This is a genomic window from Flavobacterium sp. UGB4466, from assembly GCF_903469665.1.
GTDB classification, from domain to species: Bacteria; Bacteroidota; Bacteroidia; order Flavobacteriales; family Flavobacteriaceae; genus Flavobacterium; species Flavobacterium lipolyticum.
Map to the genome: position 1 here is coordinate 1 of NZ_CAGKLC010000092.1, position 17940 is coordinate 17940.

The following is a 17940-nucleotide window of genomic DNA, read 5'->3' on the forward strand; positions in this document are numbered from 1 at the left end:
GATCTAAATTGCCCTGAAAGGGCAAAAGCAACTAAAAACAAAGTATAAGATCTTAATTAAAAGTTATGTTATAAAATAAGATAGGTGCTTTTTGGGTTATGCTTTCGCCCTTACAGGGCTAAAACAATCATCATCATTATTGATGGTGCTTTGCACCGCACTGTTACAGAAGCTCTTTCAGAGCAACAGATCCCAAACACTTATCTCTTATGGGGTAAGCTGTAAATTATTTTTTTTCAATTAACTAATTATTAGGAAAATGTAAAACCTTTAAAGATTGCAAAAGGCTGTCACTTTCATTCCTAAAGTACTTTAAGATAAAGAGAGTACTATTTTATTACGCTGCGATCCCTCAAAATTAATTACAATAAAGAGTTCATTTTATCCTACTTCAGAAAAAAATCGGCATCGATTAAACGGTTTCCGGTGTCGTCGTAAACGGCGTAGTTAAAACCTCCCTGAATGCAATACGAACCATATTCTCCGGCTTTGTTCAGGGCAATAAAACCTACCTGAATGTCTTTTAAATCTTTATTTCTGTTTTTGGTTAATTTTACGATTCGGGCCACGGCTTCTTCACAGGCTTTTTGAGGTGATTTACCTTGTCGCATTAATTCCACCACAAGATGACAGCCCGAAATCCGGATGACTTCTTCTCCATGTCCGGTAGCGGTTGCGGCTCCTATTTCATTGTCGACATATAAACCGGCTCCGATAATTGGGGAATCGCCAACACGTCCGTGCATTTTAAATGCCATTCCGCTTGTTGTACAGGCTCCGGAAAGATTACCATTGGCATCCAAAGCAATCATTCCAATGGTGTCATGATTCTCAATATTCGCAATGGGTTTGTATTTGCTGTCTTTGAGCCATTCTTTCCATTCTTTTTCAGATTCCTCTGTCAGCAGATTTTCTTTTTTGAAACCCTGTGCTACCGCAAATTGCAGGGCTCCATCGCCTACCAACATCACATGAGGTGTTTTTTCCATGACTGCTCTCGCAACCGATATGGGATGTTTGATGTATTCTAAAGCAGCAACTGATCCTATATTAGCGTTTTCATCCATAATACAGGCATCTAATGTTACACGGCCATCTCGGTCCGGGCGTCCGCCGTAGCCTACACTTCTTTCTTTAGGATCGGCTTCCGGAATTTTAACTCCGGCTTCGACAGCGTCTAAAGCAGTTCCTTTGTTTTTTAAAACTTCCCAGGCAGCTTCATTGGCCTGAATTCCAAATCTCCAGGTAGAAAGCACAATGGGCTTTTTTCCTTTTTTAGAAACTATGTTTTTCTCTTCTTCTTCCGAATTGGATTGAAAAGATTGCAAGGCTACCGCTACTGAAGCAATAGCTGCCGTTTTAATAAAATTCCTGCGATTTGAATTTGTCATATCTACTATTTTACGGGCCGCTGATCATTTTTTTTGCCACAGATTAGAGGATTCAAAGGATGCTCTAATCTGTGTTGTAAAGCTTTTTAATCGGTGGCATCTAATATAATCAAAACTATGCTGTATAAAGCAAACTTGTTGCGCCTAATAAAGCTGCTTTTTCGTTGTCTGTAGAAACAGCAACATTGATGGCGCTTCCTGCTTCTTTTATCTTTTTGTTGAAAATTGGTAGAAAAAATTCACTTGCGTTGGCAATTTTTCCACCAATGATGAAACTATCCGCATCGAATTTTTCCAACCATGGAATAACAATCGCAGCTAAATCTTCTCCCATTTTTTCAAACACTTCTATCGCGACTTTATCTTCGGCTTTGGCCAAATTAAAAAGCTCCAATCCGTTGTTTATTTTTTTTCCGCTTAAAGCAAAATAACCGGCTATAAGTCCACGTGCGGAAACATAATCTTCGGCAATTCCTTCTTGATAAGGCAGATCGTATATTTCTCCGTCTTTTGGTACTAAATCGCCCGTACTAATCGATTCGCCTTTGTCTATAAAACAAGCTCCAAGCCCTGTCCCTAATGTGATAGCCATTACTTTTTTAGAAAGATTTTCAGCATCTTTAAATACTTCTCCTTTACCAAAACAAACGGCATCATTTTCAAACAATATCGGAAAATCACCCGACAGCTTCAATTGATTCTGAAACAGATCGCGAACATTAAGTCCATAAAAATGCTCGTATTTTGATTGCCCTTTTATCCAGCAAACACCATTCGTATAGTCAAACGGACCTGGCATGCAAACGGCCAATCCTGTGGTATTTTCAACTTTTGAGTTTTCGATCGCGGTGCGAATTGCTTTTTCCCAGATGGTCATTACTTCTGCTACAGGCAAATTCGAATCGAAAGATTCTTTGTGCAGTGAAAAATCGATCACTTTCATGTCTACTATATCAATAATCGCTGCGGTGATATGTGTACCTCCAATGTCTAATCCAACGGCATATTCTTTATTCATTCTTTTGTATTTTGGATTTGAACCAATATGCGGATTAGAAAAATTTAGTTTTATTTTTTTCAACATTAAGAAATTAAGTTTATTAAGTCTAACGGCTTCATTTTTCTTAATTTCTTAATGGTGAATATTTTTATCTCTAGTTTTACTAATTCCTTAATGGTAAATATTTTAGTTTAAATGTTTTTATCTTTTAAAATTTGAGGATAATGAATGCTGGTATGTACAATCATTTCTCCAAATAGGGTATTGGCCCATGCAAACCATTTTCGGGTAAATTTGGCTACATCGTCTTTATGGAATGACTCGTGCATGAAACCGGTATCGGCATTTGTTTTGATCAGGTTGCTGATGCATTGTTTAATTTCCTGCTCGTCTACGCTGGTAATGGCTCTCAAAACGATACTCATTGGCCAAATGGTATCTGTCCCGGTATGCGGACCGCCAATTCCTTCTCCTGCTTTTCCTTTGTAGAAAAACGGATTGTTCTCTGAAAGTACCACTTTTCGGGTATTCAGATACAATGGACTGTCGGGTGCTATTGCGCCTAAATACGGCAAAGACAATAAAGAAGGAACATTCGCATCGTCCATCATGTGGAAACTGCCGTAACCGTTAACTTCAAAAGCTATGATTTTTCCGAACTTAGGATGTTCGATGATTCCGTTTTCTTCCAGTCCTTTTTGAACCTGTCCACGCAATTCTTTGGCTTTTGCTACCAAATTATCATCTTTTAAAGCCGGTAAAGAGAAAATTTCGATCAGATACCCCAATACTTCGATCGCGAACATATTACTCGGAATTAAATAACCAAACAGCGTACTGTCGTCACTAGGTCTGAAAGTCGAAACAATTAATCCGCATGGTTTTACCGGATATCCGTAACCGCTTAAAGGTACTCCGTCTGTCGCCCAGGCTGTAACCCGTTGGAAATTGTAAGGTCCTTTATCGTGCATTCTCTGCTGCTCTTTGAAAGTCTGCAATACCAAAAGCATCGCTTCTTTCCACTTGCTGTCGAACAAACTGATATCTCCTGTTTCCTTCCAATAACCGTGTGCCAATCTTATCGGGTAACATAAACTGTCGATCTCCCATTTGCGTTCGTGAATACCGGGCTGCATCTTGGTCATGTCGTTTTTCCACTCACTCACTTGCGCAAAATCTTTGTAGAAAGCGTTTGCATACGGATCTAGCAAAATGCATTTGGTCTGACGATTGATTACTCCTTTTACCAGTTCTGCCAGTTTTTTATCTTCTTTTACAAATGGAATATAAGGCCAGATCTGCGCTGTACTGTCACGCAGCCACATGGCATCGATATCTCCTGTAATGACATAAGTATCCGGTTTTCCGTCGATAATTTCAAAATCGACAGTGGTATCTAAGGTGTTCGGAAAACAGTTTTCAAACAACCAGGCAAGTTCCGGATTCGCAATTTGTTTTTTGATTCTTACAATGGCAGCTTCAATTGCTCTACTGGTAAATTTTCGTTCTGCCAACGGAGGTCTTTTGGTAATAAAATCTTTTAGTGCAAAATTGAATACATCCGATTGCATTCCGAAAACATCCGTTTGAAGCGCCAATAATCCTGCTGAAAAAATCCCTGTATTTTTTATAAATTTTCTACGTGACTGCATAGTATTATTTTGAAGTTGAATAAGAATATGGATAGGCACTTGAAGAAGTTCCTCTTTGTAAATTGGGTTTACTGCTCATGTCGAAATTGAATTCCCCTCCTTTTAATACTTCAAAATGGTTGATGAAGTTTTTGGTATGGGTGGTGTTGTTCCATTTTAATTCCTGAACGTATTTGTTGTCAGCTGAATTGTTTGGAGCATTGATGACCAAATGTTTTCCGTTTTCGAGTTCCAGCGTAATTTTCTTGAACAAAGGCGCTCCAAGTACATACTCGTCGGTTCCCGGGCAAACCGGGTAGAATCCCATAGCCGAGAAAATATACCAGGCAGAGGTTTGTCCGTTATCCTCATCTCCGCAATAACCATCCGGAGTGGGTTTGTACAAACGGTTCATCACTTCTCTTGACCAATATTGCGTTTTCCAAGGCTCTCCGGCATAGTTGTACAAATAAATCATGTGCTGAATCGGCTGATTACCGTGGGCATATTGTCCCATATTCATAATTTGCATTTCTCGAATTTCATGAATAACAGCTCCGTAATAACTGTCATCAAAAACCGGAGGTGTTGTAAAAACAGCGTCTAATTTGGCGGTGAATTTTTTCTCCCCTCCCATTAAACCAATCAAGCCTTGTACATCATGAAATACACTCCAGCTGTAATGCAAAGCATTTCCTTCTGTAAAAGCATCTCCCCATTTAAGCGGATTAAAATTTTTCGGGAAACTTCCATCTTTATTTCTGCCACTCATCCATCCGATTTCAGGATTATAAAGATTCTTATAATTCATCATTCTTTTTTCAAACAAATCGATTTCTTTTTTCGGACGATTTAATGCTTTCGCTAATTTCCAAATCGTAAAATCATCGTAGGCATATTCTAAGGTTCTTGCCGCATTTTCGTTAATTTTCACATCATAAGGAACGTACCCCAACGTGTTGTAATACGATACACCCTTTCTTCCTACTGCTTCTAAAGGTCCTTCATTATTCGCTCCGTGTACTAAGGCTTCGTACAGTTTGTTGATGTCATAACCGCGTAATCCTTTCATATAAGCATCTGAAACTACCGAGGCAGAATTGTTTCCGACCATCACGTCGCGGAATCCCGGGCTTGACCATTCCGGCAAAAAGCCTCCCTCTTTATAATCGTTGATGAGTCCTTCCTGCATTTCTTTATTAATCGAAGGATAAACCAAATTCAACAAAGGATACAAGGCACGGAAAGTATCCCAAAAACCTGTTCCTGCGAACCTATAACCCAGCAATACTTTACCATTATACGGGCTGTAGTGTACAGTCTCTCCTTTTGCATTGATCTCATACTGTTTTTGCGGAAAACAAACGGTGCGGTACAAGCAGGAGTAAAACGTTTTTAATTGTTCTTCGCTTCCGCCTTCGGCATTTAATTTTCCTAAAACTTTATTCCATTCCTGTTTGGATTGTGCTACGGTTTCGGTAAATGATGCTGTACCTAATTCGTTCTTTAAATTCAATTCGGCTTGTTCGAAACTAATAAATGAAGAGGAAACTTTTACGTTTACGATTTCTCCCTTTTTAGTTTTAAATCCAATAACAGCACCTACATGATTGTCTTTTAATTCGAGTTTGTCTTTTTCTAAAACTTTCCCGTGCCAGGCAGCAGTAGCCGCAAAAGGCTTATCGAATTGCAGTACAAAATAGTTTTTGAAATTCTCATGAACTCCACCACTATTGCGGGTGGTATAGCCGATAATTTTATTTTCAGACGGAATTATTTTGATGTAAGATCCTTTGTCAAAAGCATCGATTACGATAGAAGACTGTTCGTTTTCCGGAAAGGTGATCTGAAAATGTGCCGCTCTTTCGGTAGTGGTGATTTCTGTGGTTACATCGTAATCGGCCAGGTAAACGCTGTAATAATACGGCTTTGAAACCTCTGCTTTGTGACTGAACCAGCTTGCTCTTTCGTCTTCGGTAAAAGCCAATTTACCGGTTACGGGCATGATCGAAAACTGTCCGTAATCGTTCATCCAGGGTGAAGGTTGATGGGTTTGTTTGAATCCTCTGATCTTCTCGGCAGTATAAATATAAGCCCAACCGTCACCCATTTTTCCGGTTTGTGGTGTCCAGAAATTCATTCCCCAAGGTCTGCAAATCGCCGGATAAGTATTTCCATTCGAAAGACTGTGCAAAGATTGTGTCCCCATTAACGGATTTACATACTCTACAGCATCTATCGCTTTGATCTGTGCATTAACAAAACCGAAGCATTGCAATAGTCCTAAAAAAAGTAAACTCTTTATTTTCATGTTTTTGTTTTTTTGCTTTAGGCTTTAAGCTTTAGGCTTTAAGCTAAAAACGGTAACTGATCTCTTCTAAAAATCTATACTCTTTATTCTTTATTCTATATTCTTTGTTCTTTGTTCTTTGTTCTAAAATCTAAAATCTGCAATCTAAAATTCTAAAGCGGCCTGTCTTCTTTTTTCACTCCAAAAGTCATCGACGGTTTGCTTCCCATATACAATTTCAATTCTCCTCCTTTTACGATCATATCGTGTGTGATGTATGATTTTGTATAAGGTTTCCCGTTGTACTCTGCTTTTTGGATATAGATATTTGTCTTGCTGTTATCGATTGCTTTCAGTGTAAACGAAATACCTTCTTTGTGATGTATCGTTGCCGTATTGACTAACGGACTTCCTAATACATAAATTCCGTTGGCCGGATTAACCGAGTAGAATCCCATAGAAGACAAAACGTACCAAGCCGACATTTGCCCCAAATCTTCGTTTCCGCACAATCCGTCCGGTTTTGTCGAATAGAATTTCTCATCGATTTCACGGATTAGTTTTGCCGTTTTCCAGGGTTGTCCTGCGTAAGCGTACAGGTACGGAATATGGTGATTCGGTTCGTTTCCTTGTGCGTACTGACCAATTAAACCGCTAATATCCGGAGAGATTTCCTCGCCTTCTACTTTGTCTGTGATTAAGAAAAGAGAGTCTAATTTGGCCAGAAATTTATCTTCACTTCCAAACAAATCAATCAAACCATAAGGATCCTGTGGAACTAACCAGGTGTACTGCCAGGCATTTCCTTCTACATAATCGTCTTTTCGGTGTGCTGATGAAAGCGGATTGAAAGGTGTTCTCCAATTTCCATCCGTCAACTTACCTCTCATAAAAGTGGTTTCTTTGTCGAAGTAAAGCTTGTATAAATTGGCTCTTTTCGAGAAATAATTATAATCTTCCGTTTTGTTCAGATCCTTTGCCATTAAGGCTACGCAGTAATCATCGATAGCATATTCTAAAGCATTTCCAACAGATTCGAGCATTTTATCTGCGGGGATGTATTGCAGTTTTTGTACATAATCCATTCCGTCGCGGGTTTGCATGGCTGTTTTTTTGATGGCTTCGTAGGCCAAGGCAACATCATATCCTCTGTATCCTTTTCTATAAGCATCAACGATAACCGCTATGGAGTGATTTCCGTTCATGGTATTGGTTTCATTCCCCATTAAATGCCAAACCGGCAATCTTCCCTGCTGCTCATAAATGGCCAGGAACGACTTCACAATATCATTGATTTTGTCGGGCTGTGTAAGGGTGTACAATGGATGCAGTCCGCGATACGTATCCCAAAGTGAGAAGGTGGTATAGTTGGTAAAATTTGCTTTTTCGTACACTTTCTTATCGGTACCTCTGTAATCTCCGTTAACATCATTAAAGATGGAAGGCGCAAACATGGTGTGGTACATCGCAGTGTAAAAAACTTTCATCGTTTTATCGTCGGCTTTGATCTGAATTTTGTTCAGTTCTTTGTTCCATTTTGAAGTTGCTTCTTTGGCTACAGCCTCAAAATTCCAACCCGGAATCTCGGCTTTAATGTTTGCCGAAGCATTCTCATAACTTACCGGAGATATTCCGACTTTTACTAAAATCTGTTTGTTTTTTAGCGCTTTAAAATCAAGAACCGCTTTCATTTTCAAGGCTTCTCCCTCGTTTCCGGCAATTGCAGTGGTAGCATCATACAAGGCCATCGCAGCAATTGGCTCGGAAAATTCCATGGTAAAAAAAATACGCTGATCTGCAGCCCAGCCTGAAGAATATCTATAGCCCACAAGCGTGGTTTCATTGATTTTTTTGATAAACGTTTTAACCGGTTTGTCCCAGCCAATTCCATCTGCAAGATCCAGTAAAACATGATTATCAGTGCTGGAATTAAAAGTATACTTATGAAAACCAACTCTTTCACTGGCGGTCAGTTCTGCTTTAATTTTATATTTATCTAAGAAAACGCTGTAATATCCGGCCTTACTCACTTCATTCTGATGTGAGAAATAAGAGCCGTAACCGGTAGTCATGTCTTCTTTTGTTCCTTTGGTAAGCGGCACTTTTCCGGATACCGGCAGTAAAAGGATATCATTGAGATCTCCAATTCCTGTTCCGCTCAAATGGGTATGTGTGAAGCCTAAAATGGTGTTGCTGGCATAGTTGTACCCACTGCACCAATCCCAGCCTTCAAAAACATTTACAGGGCCTAATTGCACTGCTCCAAATGGAACGTTGGCTCCCACAAATACGTGTCCGTGACCCGCAGAACCAATAAACGGATTCACATATTGGGTATAATCTAAATGGGGTTGTTTTGCCTTCTTTTGCTGTGAAACAACGGGATTGGCAAAAAATAGATTTAAAGCTAAAATCCCGCTAAAAGCTATTTTGTTATATTTTGTAAACATATTATTTTTTTATTGACTTGTGTGATGGGCCACGGATGACACTGATTAAACAGATTTACACAGCTATTTTTTAATTTTGAACCTAAAAATTTAACCGCAAAGCGCGCAAGGATTTACGCAAAGGACACAAAGTACACGCACTGCCATGCGCCTCTACAAAAAACCTTTGTCGCTTTGAACCTTTGCAACTAAAAATCTCAGAACCTCAGCATCTCAGAACCTTTTAAGATAAACTGATCTACACCGCTATTTTTAAAATTTAACCGCAAAGTAAGCAAGGTTTTACGCAAAGCTCGCCAAGCAAACGCACTCCACCTCTGTTAAAAACCTTTGTCGCTTTGAACCTTTGCAACTTTGTACCTAAAAAACTCAGAACCTCAGCCTCTCAGAACCTTAGTACCTGCTAAGAACATCATATAGAGAATAAACTCTAATGATTGGCTTTGCTATCGCACCTTCAAACGTGATGGTTTTCTCTTCTCCTGCTTTCAAATCGAAATAGTTGTCGCTCCACTTTCCGGTATATCCTTTTATAGAAACGTTGACGTATTTGGCCAATTTCGAGGCTTTTAGAATCACCTTATTTCCTTTTACCTGCCAGGTGATTTTTGGGTCTTCCAATTTTAGATTGATCGGACGGTTCAAATCAATTTCCGGCGTTTTATCATCACGGTAGGCTTCTTTCATAGCGTACCATGCTGCTTTGGGCTGTCTGTCGTAATAATCGGTAACGCTCCAGCTAGCTACCGGCCAGCAATCGTTAAGCTGCCAAACCAATGTTCCCATATTGTAAGGTGCTTTTGAACGATGGATGCCAATAATATTTTTAAGCGAATAGTACTGTAAACACTGTGTGAGATACGTATAATCCTCCACATTCATTTTCTTAATTTTAGTCGAATCAATAAAATATCGGTTCAGGTACGAATCTAATTTCATGAATCCTTTTCCGGCTTTTTGATGGGCCTGTAAAATATCCGAATACAAATAGCGATCTTCAGGTTGCGTAAATCTTTCGATAGACGAATAGTTTGGCATGGCCTGCATTCCGTATTCGCTCACAAAACGTCCTGTTTTATTTTGCACGGCTTCCACATCTTCCAATCCCCACCAGGTTCCCCAATAATGACTGTCACCTTCGGTTAAACTTTTTGCTTTTGACCAGTGGAATGATGGCGAAGAACTAATATATGGTCGTTTATCATCTACTTCTTTTACCCATTTTGGGATACTGTCCTGAAACAAACGAACGTAATCTTTCCATAAACGAATAGAATCCTGCTTAGGCATTTTCATGCTCTTTTGCCATCCCCAATCTTTAAAGGCTTCGTCGATTTCGTTATTGCCACACCACAAAACAATACTCTTGTGATGACGTAAGCGTTTCACCTGATACTGAACTTCTTTTTTTACATTGGCGAAAAAAGCATCATCTCCCGGCACCATTGTTCCGGCAAACATAAAATCCTGCCAAACGTAGATACCATTTTTATCACATAAATCGTAGAAATAATCGTCTTCATAAATACCACCTCCCCATACGCGAAGCATATTCATATTGGCCTCTTTGGCCATACCGATTACTTTTTCATATTCTTTTTTGGTTACTCTGGAAAGAAATGCATCCGACGGAATATAATTGGCCCCTTTCATATAGACCGGTTTTCCGTCTATTTTAAAATAAAAGGTTTTACCTACCTTATCCGGTTCCTGAACCAATTCGATTTTACGATCTAACACATACGGTTTCTCAGCTTCTTTTTTATCATAAGCTTCTAAACGAGGGGTTTTCCAGATTCCGCAAGTGGTGAATTTTGGTCCCCAGTCCCATCCAAAATGATATTGCGCTTTACGCACATACGCACGCGGATTGTCCGGAATTACAAAAGGTAAATCTTTTTTGGCCAGGGAATCGACTACATTTTGCGCCGATTTAAATACAATAACCAGGTTGTTATTCCCTGATTTCAGTACTTTTTTTACATCTACGCGCCATTGCAGGAACATATTGTCGGCTTTTAAAACTACCTGATTGTTCAGATAAACGGTTGCATAAGTATCCAGTCCGTCAAAAACCAGTTCTGTATGTTTTTTAGCGAGTGTTGCCGGGCTTACCTGAAAAGTCGTTTTATACTCCCAGTCTTTCTTTTCAATCCAGGTCAGTTTTTTTTCATTGTCCCGATAAAATGGATCCGGTATGGTTTTATTGTTCAGCAAATCGGTATGTATTTCTCCCGGAACTGTCGCAGGATACCATTTTTCAGTTTTAGTCTCCCGATACTGCCAGCCGGTTTTTAAATCTTTATTTTGGGCATTTGCCGCCAATGAAAAATTGGCGAGACAAACGCCGACAAACCAATAAAATCTTTTTGTATACTCCATTTTATACCAATTATAATTATGTATCTAGTCTTCCGGTTTCTGGTATAATGCCGATGTTGTATGAAAATGGTCTAACTTTTAGTAGACGATAATGCATATACAATCGGTATTAACTGACTCATAAACTATTTATCCGTTGCAATTTATTTTAACACATCGTGACATAGGTTCTGTATTCCTAAAAAAGACGTTCCACTTCATTGAAATACACATACCCTTCTATGTGAAAGAAATTTATTTCTTTTTAGTTCTCTTTTTACACCTAAAAATCTATGTTTCTATGTGTTAAATCAATTTTTTAATGCTGTCGCCGGCAGTTGGAGAAGGATAAATCTTTTTCAATTATTTCCTTCTCGCTTTAGGTTTTTATTACGGAATAAAAGCAACTAACAAAATATTCTGAAATCATTTCCTTTTTTTTACGGCTGCCAAGCTTTAATTCATTTTAGATCGCTGATGTTAAACTCTCGATTTCTGATTTTCGATTTCTTAAAAGTCTGTCCTAATTGTGATGTTCTTTGGATGATAATTCCATCTTTTTCAGCAGAAGCTAATTTCTTTTGCGAAAAAAAGGGATTAAGATTTATCGAACTTTTTCGGATACAACTCCTCTAAATTAGTGAAAATCAAACAGAAAATAAAAAATAAGCCGGGAGGTACAGGTATCCCTACCCGGCTTAACTCAACTAACTCACCTAACGCATAAATTTATTGCTTGTCCCACCAGATTCTGGTTGTCATTAAATCCAACCCCTGGCGAGCAATTGCTTCTTTATAATTAGCCGAATTGGTAATCAATTCTGACTGATCGTAAATTAATCTTCTTGGTATAGTTCCTTTTGTTTCTCCTGTTGGATCATTTACCGGAACTAAAACCGGATATCCTGTTCTTCTGTATTCTGAAAATGCTTCAAAACCATTGAATAGCAATACAATCCATTTTTGAGTGATAATCTGCTCGATTTTTTGAGCCTCGGTTCCTGCTGCCTTAAACGGATTTGCAGTCATATAAGCGGTATATTCTGCAGGCGTAACTGCCGGTACTTTGTCTCCAAAAATAGTAAGCACTTCCATAGCTGCTTTTACACCGTCTTCATAAAACTTTTGTGCATTTCCTCCAACACTCCATCCTTTTACTGCTGCTTCTGCCAATATAAACTGAACCTCAGCGTAGGACATAATTAAAGTAGGAGCATCTAAGCGTAATACTGTAGAAGTGTTAGGATCTGAAAACTTCTTTTTGTCTCCACCCGGAAATTCTTTAGCATCATTAGCAAGACCTTGCTGACTTGCCGGATTGTTGTTTCCTGTAGCTTCCAGTTTAGCATAAATTCTCAAGCGCGGATCGTTACTGTTTTTCAATGCATCGATATACGTTTTACTGAATTTGATATTGGCCTCTCCTTTGTTCAGATCATTTTGAACCCATGAAGAGGTAATTGGATTGGTTTTAACCCCAGCCGGACCTGAATCGTGTTTTAAAACAAGACTGTCGTCATTAGAAGTAAAAACACCTTTCGATACTGCTTTCTCTACGTATTGTTTTGCTTTGGCAGGATTTACTTTAGACAAACGCATCGCTACTCTCAACATTAAAGAGTTCGCCAGTTTTTTCCATTTAGTAACATTACTCTGGTAATATAAATCGGCATTACCAACGAATGGTTTATTAACATCTAAAGCATCACCAGCTTCGTCTAATTCTTTTAAAAGGTCATTGTAAATCGCTTCCTGTGTGTCATATTTTGGGGCAAAAACGTTTCCATTGTATCCTTTACCTGCATCAAAATAAGGAACTTCACCGTAAGTATCTGTCAATTTTTGAAACATAAACACCTTCATGATTCTACAAGCCTGAATCATGTTTGAGTTTTCCGGTGCGTCTTTTGCAACAGCCATTAATTGAAAAATCTGATTCAATCCTTTACCGTAAGACTCCCCAAAAAGTGCTGCAGAATATTCCGGAGAATAGGTATATTTTGAACCTGGTCCTCCTAATGAAGAAAATTGCTGAACGATTTGTGCCGCATACAGGTTATTTCCTCTGGTATTTGAAAAATCTTGTCCGTCAACGTAGATCTCAGCAAGTGTAAACATTGATTTTACAGCCGGATCAAGCAAAGCATTTGGATTCCTGTTTAACTCTTCGAATCCTTTATCGCATGAAGCCAATGTCATTGCCCCCACAACTGCGATACAAAATATTTTTATATATTTATTTTTCATCTTTCGGTTTGATTATTAAAATTTCACATTAAGTGTCAATCCATAGTTTCTGGTCAAAGGCATAGAAGCTCTTTCCATACCTTGGGCATTACTATTAGAATAGTTTGATTCCGGGTCAATGTTTGGAACTTTGTCGTAAATCGTCCATAAATTATGTGCTGAAAACGCTAAGCTGATGGCTTGAAATGGTGTTTTTGACAAATATGTTTTTGGGAAATTATAGCTAAATGAAATGGCTCTTAGTTTCACAAAATCGGCATCGTAAACAAAATTTGAAGTTACATCACTATAGCTTCTCCAGTAATCGTAAGCCGAAACAGTTGTGTTTACTGCATTTCCGTTAACATCTTTTCCGGTTACGGCAACTCCGCCTTCACGACCAGAAAGTGTTTGTTCTGTTAATCCGTAACGGGCTCCTAACTGGTTGGTCGCAGAATAAATCTCTCCTCCAAATTTAGCATCTACAAAAACTGAAAGCGTAAAGTTTTTATACTGGAAATCATTTGAAAGTCCCATAGATGTTGGTGCAACACCTTGTCCTGCAATAATCAGGTTCCCTCTCAGGAATTTCCCATTAGTATCCAATACGACGTTTCCGTTAGCATCTCTTAAATAGTCATAGGCTTTGATTACTCCAAAAGGCTGTCCTTTTTCTAACACCACAGAAGCTCTTCCGTCTCTGTTTCCTTCCAATGATTTGGTAGTAATTTTATCTGAAAGGTTAAGAACCTCACTATTGTTATAAGCAAAATTATAACCTACACTCCAAGAGAAATTTGGTGTTTTAACCGCTTTTACATTAACTGCAAATTCAACCCCTTTGTTCAGAATTTCTCCCACGTTAATTTTTGTTGTTCTGTAACCTGAAGCCTGAGAGATATCAGCATCTGTAATATCATTCGTCGTTTTCTTTCTGTAGAAAGTCAAATCTGTACTTACTCTGTTGTTGAAGAATGTATTTTCGAAACCAAACTCGATTGTAGTTACGTTATAAGGTTTTAAAAATTTGTTCGGAACTGTTTCTCCTTTAACACCCAAAATCGGTTGTCCCAAAGCATCGGTTTGTCCATCTGGTGCAGTATAATTCAAAGATAAGGCATAAGCTTCCTGCAATCCACCTCCAACGTTACCCCAACCTGCTCTGAATTTTCCGTATGACATCCATTCCGGTAAATCGATTACTTCCGAATAAATAAAACTTGAACTCACAGATGGATAAAACGTGCTGTTGCTGGATGGATCTAAAGTAGAGAACCAGTCTTCACGACCTGTTAAACTTACATATAAGAAATCTTTGTATCCTATATCGGCCGAATAGAAAAGAGAGTTTACTTCAGTTTCACCAAATAATTTCTCCGTTTGAGCCGGTTGTGTATTTCCATAGAAATATTGGAATGGAACAATGAAGTTATTCCCTTTCATTTTAATTCCGCTAAATCTGTTGTGTTGACGGTTAGCTCCGATGAAAGCATCTAAAGAAAGGTTTTTAACGATATCGCCTTTGTACCCTAAATAACCCGAAGCATTGTATTCTGAACGGTTTTCTAATCTGTTTTCATAAGATCCGCCCGGAAGGTAGTTGATTCCGGTAGGCTCAATCTCCGTGTACTCATAGTTAATATCATCCACTCCAAGAACTGCTCTTGCGTAGATTTTATCAGTAATGTTGTAATTTACTTTTGCAGAACCGATAAAACGTTTTCTAAGGTCATCGTTTAAAGGTGATTGTGATGCAAAGTAAGGATTTGTGTGATAGTTATTTGTTCCAAAATAATCAGCCTCGCCACCATTTTCATCAAAACCATTACTGATCCATCTGATATCAGTACCCGGTGTCAGGAAAGTAGTTGGAAAAGAAGGGTTTCTTGGAGAGTCATTCAAATAAGGTCGGTTGCGACTTTTCTCTGTGATGTACTGAGCGTTACTCTCGATGCTTATTTTTTTATTTACTGCTGAATTTAAACTTAAAGCAATGTTATTTCTGCCAAAGTTTGTTCCCGGCATGATCGATTCATCTTTTGTATTTCCGAAAGACAATCTGAAATTAGTAGTTTCGCTTCCACCTGAAATAGCCAACGTGTTACTAAAAGAAAATCCGGTTCTGTAGAAGTTTTCAACGTTATCTTTTCCGTAAGCCTGGTAAGGTTTAGTAGTTCCGTCAATAGCCAAAGAAGGTGTTCCGTCGTATTTATCTCCCCAAGCAAAATAATACGCATCTCTAAGTTCCTGTAGGCTTTTAAATCTTGTAGCGACACCATTTACCGGTGCTCCCGCTCCGTATTGATCCTGCCATTTCAATAAACTTGCCGGTGTATTAAAAGTAGAGTTGGTACTAAAATCTACTCCAATTCCGGTTCCTGTTTTTCCTTTTTTAGTGGTAATTAAGATTACACCGTTTGATCCTCTGTATCCGTAAAGAGCAGAAGCGGCACTACCTTTTAATACCGACATAGAAGCGATATCATCAGGATTGAAGGAAGACATACCGTCTCCTTTATCAGCTCCTCCCCACATTCCTGCGTTTCCTTGCTGGCTGTTATCAATCGGAATACCATCGACAACATATAAAGGCTGGTTCAATCCTGAAGCCGAAGTTGCTCCACGAATTACCACACGGCTGGATCCTGACGGCCCCGTAACCGGCGCAGAAACGTTAACCCCGGCAATTTTCCCCTGAAGGGCGTTCCCTAAGTTAATTTCTTTATTTTTTGTCAGGTCATCGCCTTTCAATTCTCCAACGGCATACCCTAAACTTTTCTTTTGTTTTTTAACTCCAAACGAGGTTACTACAACATCTTTTAATTCCTGAGTATTTTCGACCAATACCACTGAAATTTTGTTTTGGTTTTGCTGCAATACGATTGATTGCGATGTAAAACCTATAGAGGATACTTTTAAAGTAACCGGTCCTTCGGGCACATTCATTTTAAATCGGCCTTCCGCATCAGTGATTGCACTATACGGTTTTCCCTGAACCTCAATCGATGCAGCAACAATTCCCTTGTTTTCTGCATCAGCTACTATGCCTGTTATCAATCGGTTTTGCGCCACAGCTCCTAAGCTGCTGAACAACACCATTCCTAACACTGCCAATATTCGTTTCATAAGCATTCTTTTTTTGGTTATTTGTTTGTTTTGATTTTTGTGATTGTTTCTAAATTTGATTGTTTTAAATAATTAATAAAAATTTTGAACTCCTTTTTAATTAGGATACTTATAAGGTTTGCACCTTATAAATATCCCGGCCTTATTTATAGTCATGTTTATAAGCACTCCATTAAGAAATCGATATCGTAAACTGATCAGAAACCTAACTCATTTTCAATTTAATTGATCTAAAATTTACTAAAACGATTTAGTAAAACGGTTAAAAAAAAACGAACCGTTTCTTTTCCCTTTTTATTTTTTTTTCTCAAAATTTTAAACCGATTCTCTAATAATCAATTTTCCTTTTTTAAGACTTTTTTCTACTTCAAACTTCTCCATATCCGTCATCTGACTCATTAACAATTGTATGGATTTTACAGCGATATCTTCTATCGGCTGTTCAATAACACTAATGGTTGGCGTATGCAATTTAAAACTGTCGTGATCATCAAAACTAATTACCGAAATATCTTCCGGAATTTTGATTCCCATTCTTCGGAAAGCCTGAAGTCCGGCAAGTCCCATATAATTCGCCAAAAACAAAACCGCGTCAATATCAAGGTTCTTTTCAAAGAAATCTATTATTCCCGCAATTCTCGCCTCTTCATTAGTATGGTAATCCATGTGAAGAACAAGTGACGGATTGTACATTTCTGCTTCCTTCAAAGCATCTCTGTATCCATCCTCACGCAGCTTCATCTGAATCATCTCGGAGGTATTATTTACCACCGCAATATTTTTGCGTCCCTTACTGATCAGGAATTTTGCAGCCGAATTGGAGGCTTCATAATTATCCATCACCACATGGCTCACTCTTTGTCCCGGAAAATACCTGTCGATCAATACAACCGGTTTTTTTAACTTTAAAAGAAGATCAATACTATTTTCCAGATTCTGAGTTGGCGTTACAATAAAACCATCTACATTGGCCTGTAATAAACTATGTATCAACTCTTCAGAACGTTCATCATCTCCTCCTGTACTGCAATAAAAAACCCTGTAATCAATACTCTTCGCTTCATCTTCAATAACTCTGGCAAGATCAGCAAAAAACTGATTCGAAATGTCTTCAACAATAAGCCCTATAGATCTGGTTTTCCCGGTTCTAAGACTGGTAGCAATCATACTGGGTCTGTAATTGAGCTTTTCGGCCACTTCCTGTACCTTTTTGATCACTGCCGGACTGATGCCCATTTTTCCCCCTTTACCATTGATAACAAAAGATACAGTAGATATGGATACCTGAGCCTCTGTCGCAATATCCTTAATAGTAATCTTTTTCATCTAATGAGTTAATTTTTTATTAAGCAGTTATTAATTATATCACAAATATATATAAAAACAGTTACTAAAACGATTTTGTAATTCTTTTTTTTATACAAATCATTATTTTAAAGTTAATTAAACATATAATCATCAGTAT

At 38.4% G+C, this 17940-nt stretch carries 9 protein-coding genes; all 9 read right to left on the bottom strand.

The annotated features are described in order from the left end of the window. Positions 1–386: 386 nt before the first annotated feature. Complete coding sequence (locus tag JO950_RS17685) at positions 387–1391, bottom strand: isoaspartyl peptidase/L-asparaginase family protein (protein ID WP_202703825.1); 1005 nt, start codon at positions 1389–1391, stop codon at positions 387–389. Positions 1392–1506: 115 nt separating this feature from the next. After that, entirely contained in the window at positions 1507–2475 is a 969-nt protein-coding gene (locus JO950_RS17690; protein ID WP_202703826.1) for an ROK family protein, read from the bottom strand. Between the two features lie 107 nt (positions 2476–2582). After that, positions 2583–4043, bottom strand: a complete 1461-nt coding sequence (locus JO950_RS17695) for a glycoside hydrolase family 125 protein (RefSeq protein ID WP_202703827.1) — start codon at positions 4041–4043, stop codon at positions 2583–2585. A gap of 4 nt (positions 4044–4047) precedes the next feature. Further along, the gene (locus tag JO950_RS17700) at positions 4048–6333 is read right to left on the bottom strand and encodes a GH92 family glycosyl hydrolase (protein ID WP_202703828.1); all 2286 of its coding nucleotides are present in this window, start codon (positions 6331–6333) and stop codon (positions 4048–4050) included. Positions 6334–6485: 152 nt separating this feature from the next. Beyond that, positions 6486–8762: a GH92 family glycosyl hydrolase gene (locus JO950_RS17705; protein ID WP_202703829.1), complete on the bottom strand. Its 2277-nt coding sequence runs from the start codon at positions 8760–8762 to the stop codon at positions 6486–6488. Positions 8763–9155: 393 nt separating this feature from the next. Further along, complete coding sequence (locus JO950_RS17710; RefSeq protein ID WP_202703830.1) at positions 9156–11144, bottom strand: glycoside hydrolase family 2 protein; 1989 nt, start codon at positions 11142–11144, stop codon at positions 9156–9158. Between the two features lie 708 nt (positions 11145–11852). After that, entirely contained in the window at positions 11853–13370 is a 1518-nt protein-coding gene (locus JO950_RS17715; protein WP_202703831.1) for a SusD/RagB family nutrient-binding outer membrane lipoprotein, read from the bottom strand. Positions 13371–13385: 15 nt separating this feature from the next. Then, on the bottom strand, positions 13386–16475 hold the full coding sequence (locus tag JO950_RS17720) for a SusC/RagA family TonB-linked outer membrane protein (protein WP_237732381.1): 3090 nt from the start codon (positions 16473–16475) through the stop codon (positions 13386–13388). A 315-nt stretch (positions 16476–16790) separates the two neighbouring features. Then, positions 16791–17801 (bottom strand): LacI family DNA-binding transcriptional regulator, encoded by a 1011-nt coding sequence (locus JO950_RS17725; protein WP_202703833.1) that lies wholly within the window; start codon positions 17799–17801, stop codon positions 16791–16793. Positions 17802–17940 lie beyond the last annotated feature (139 nt).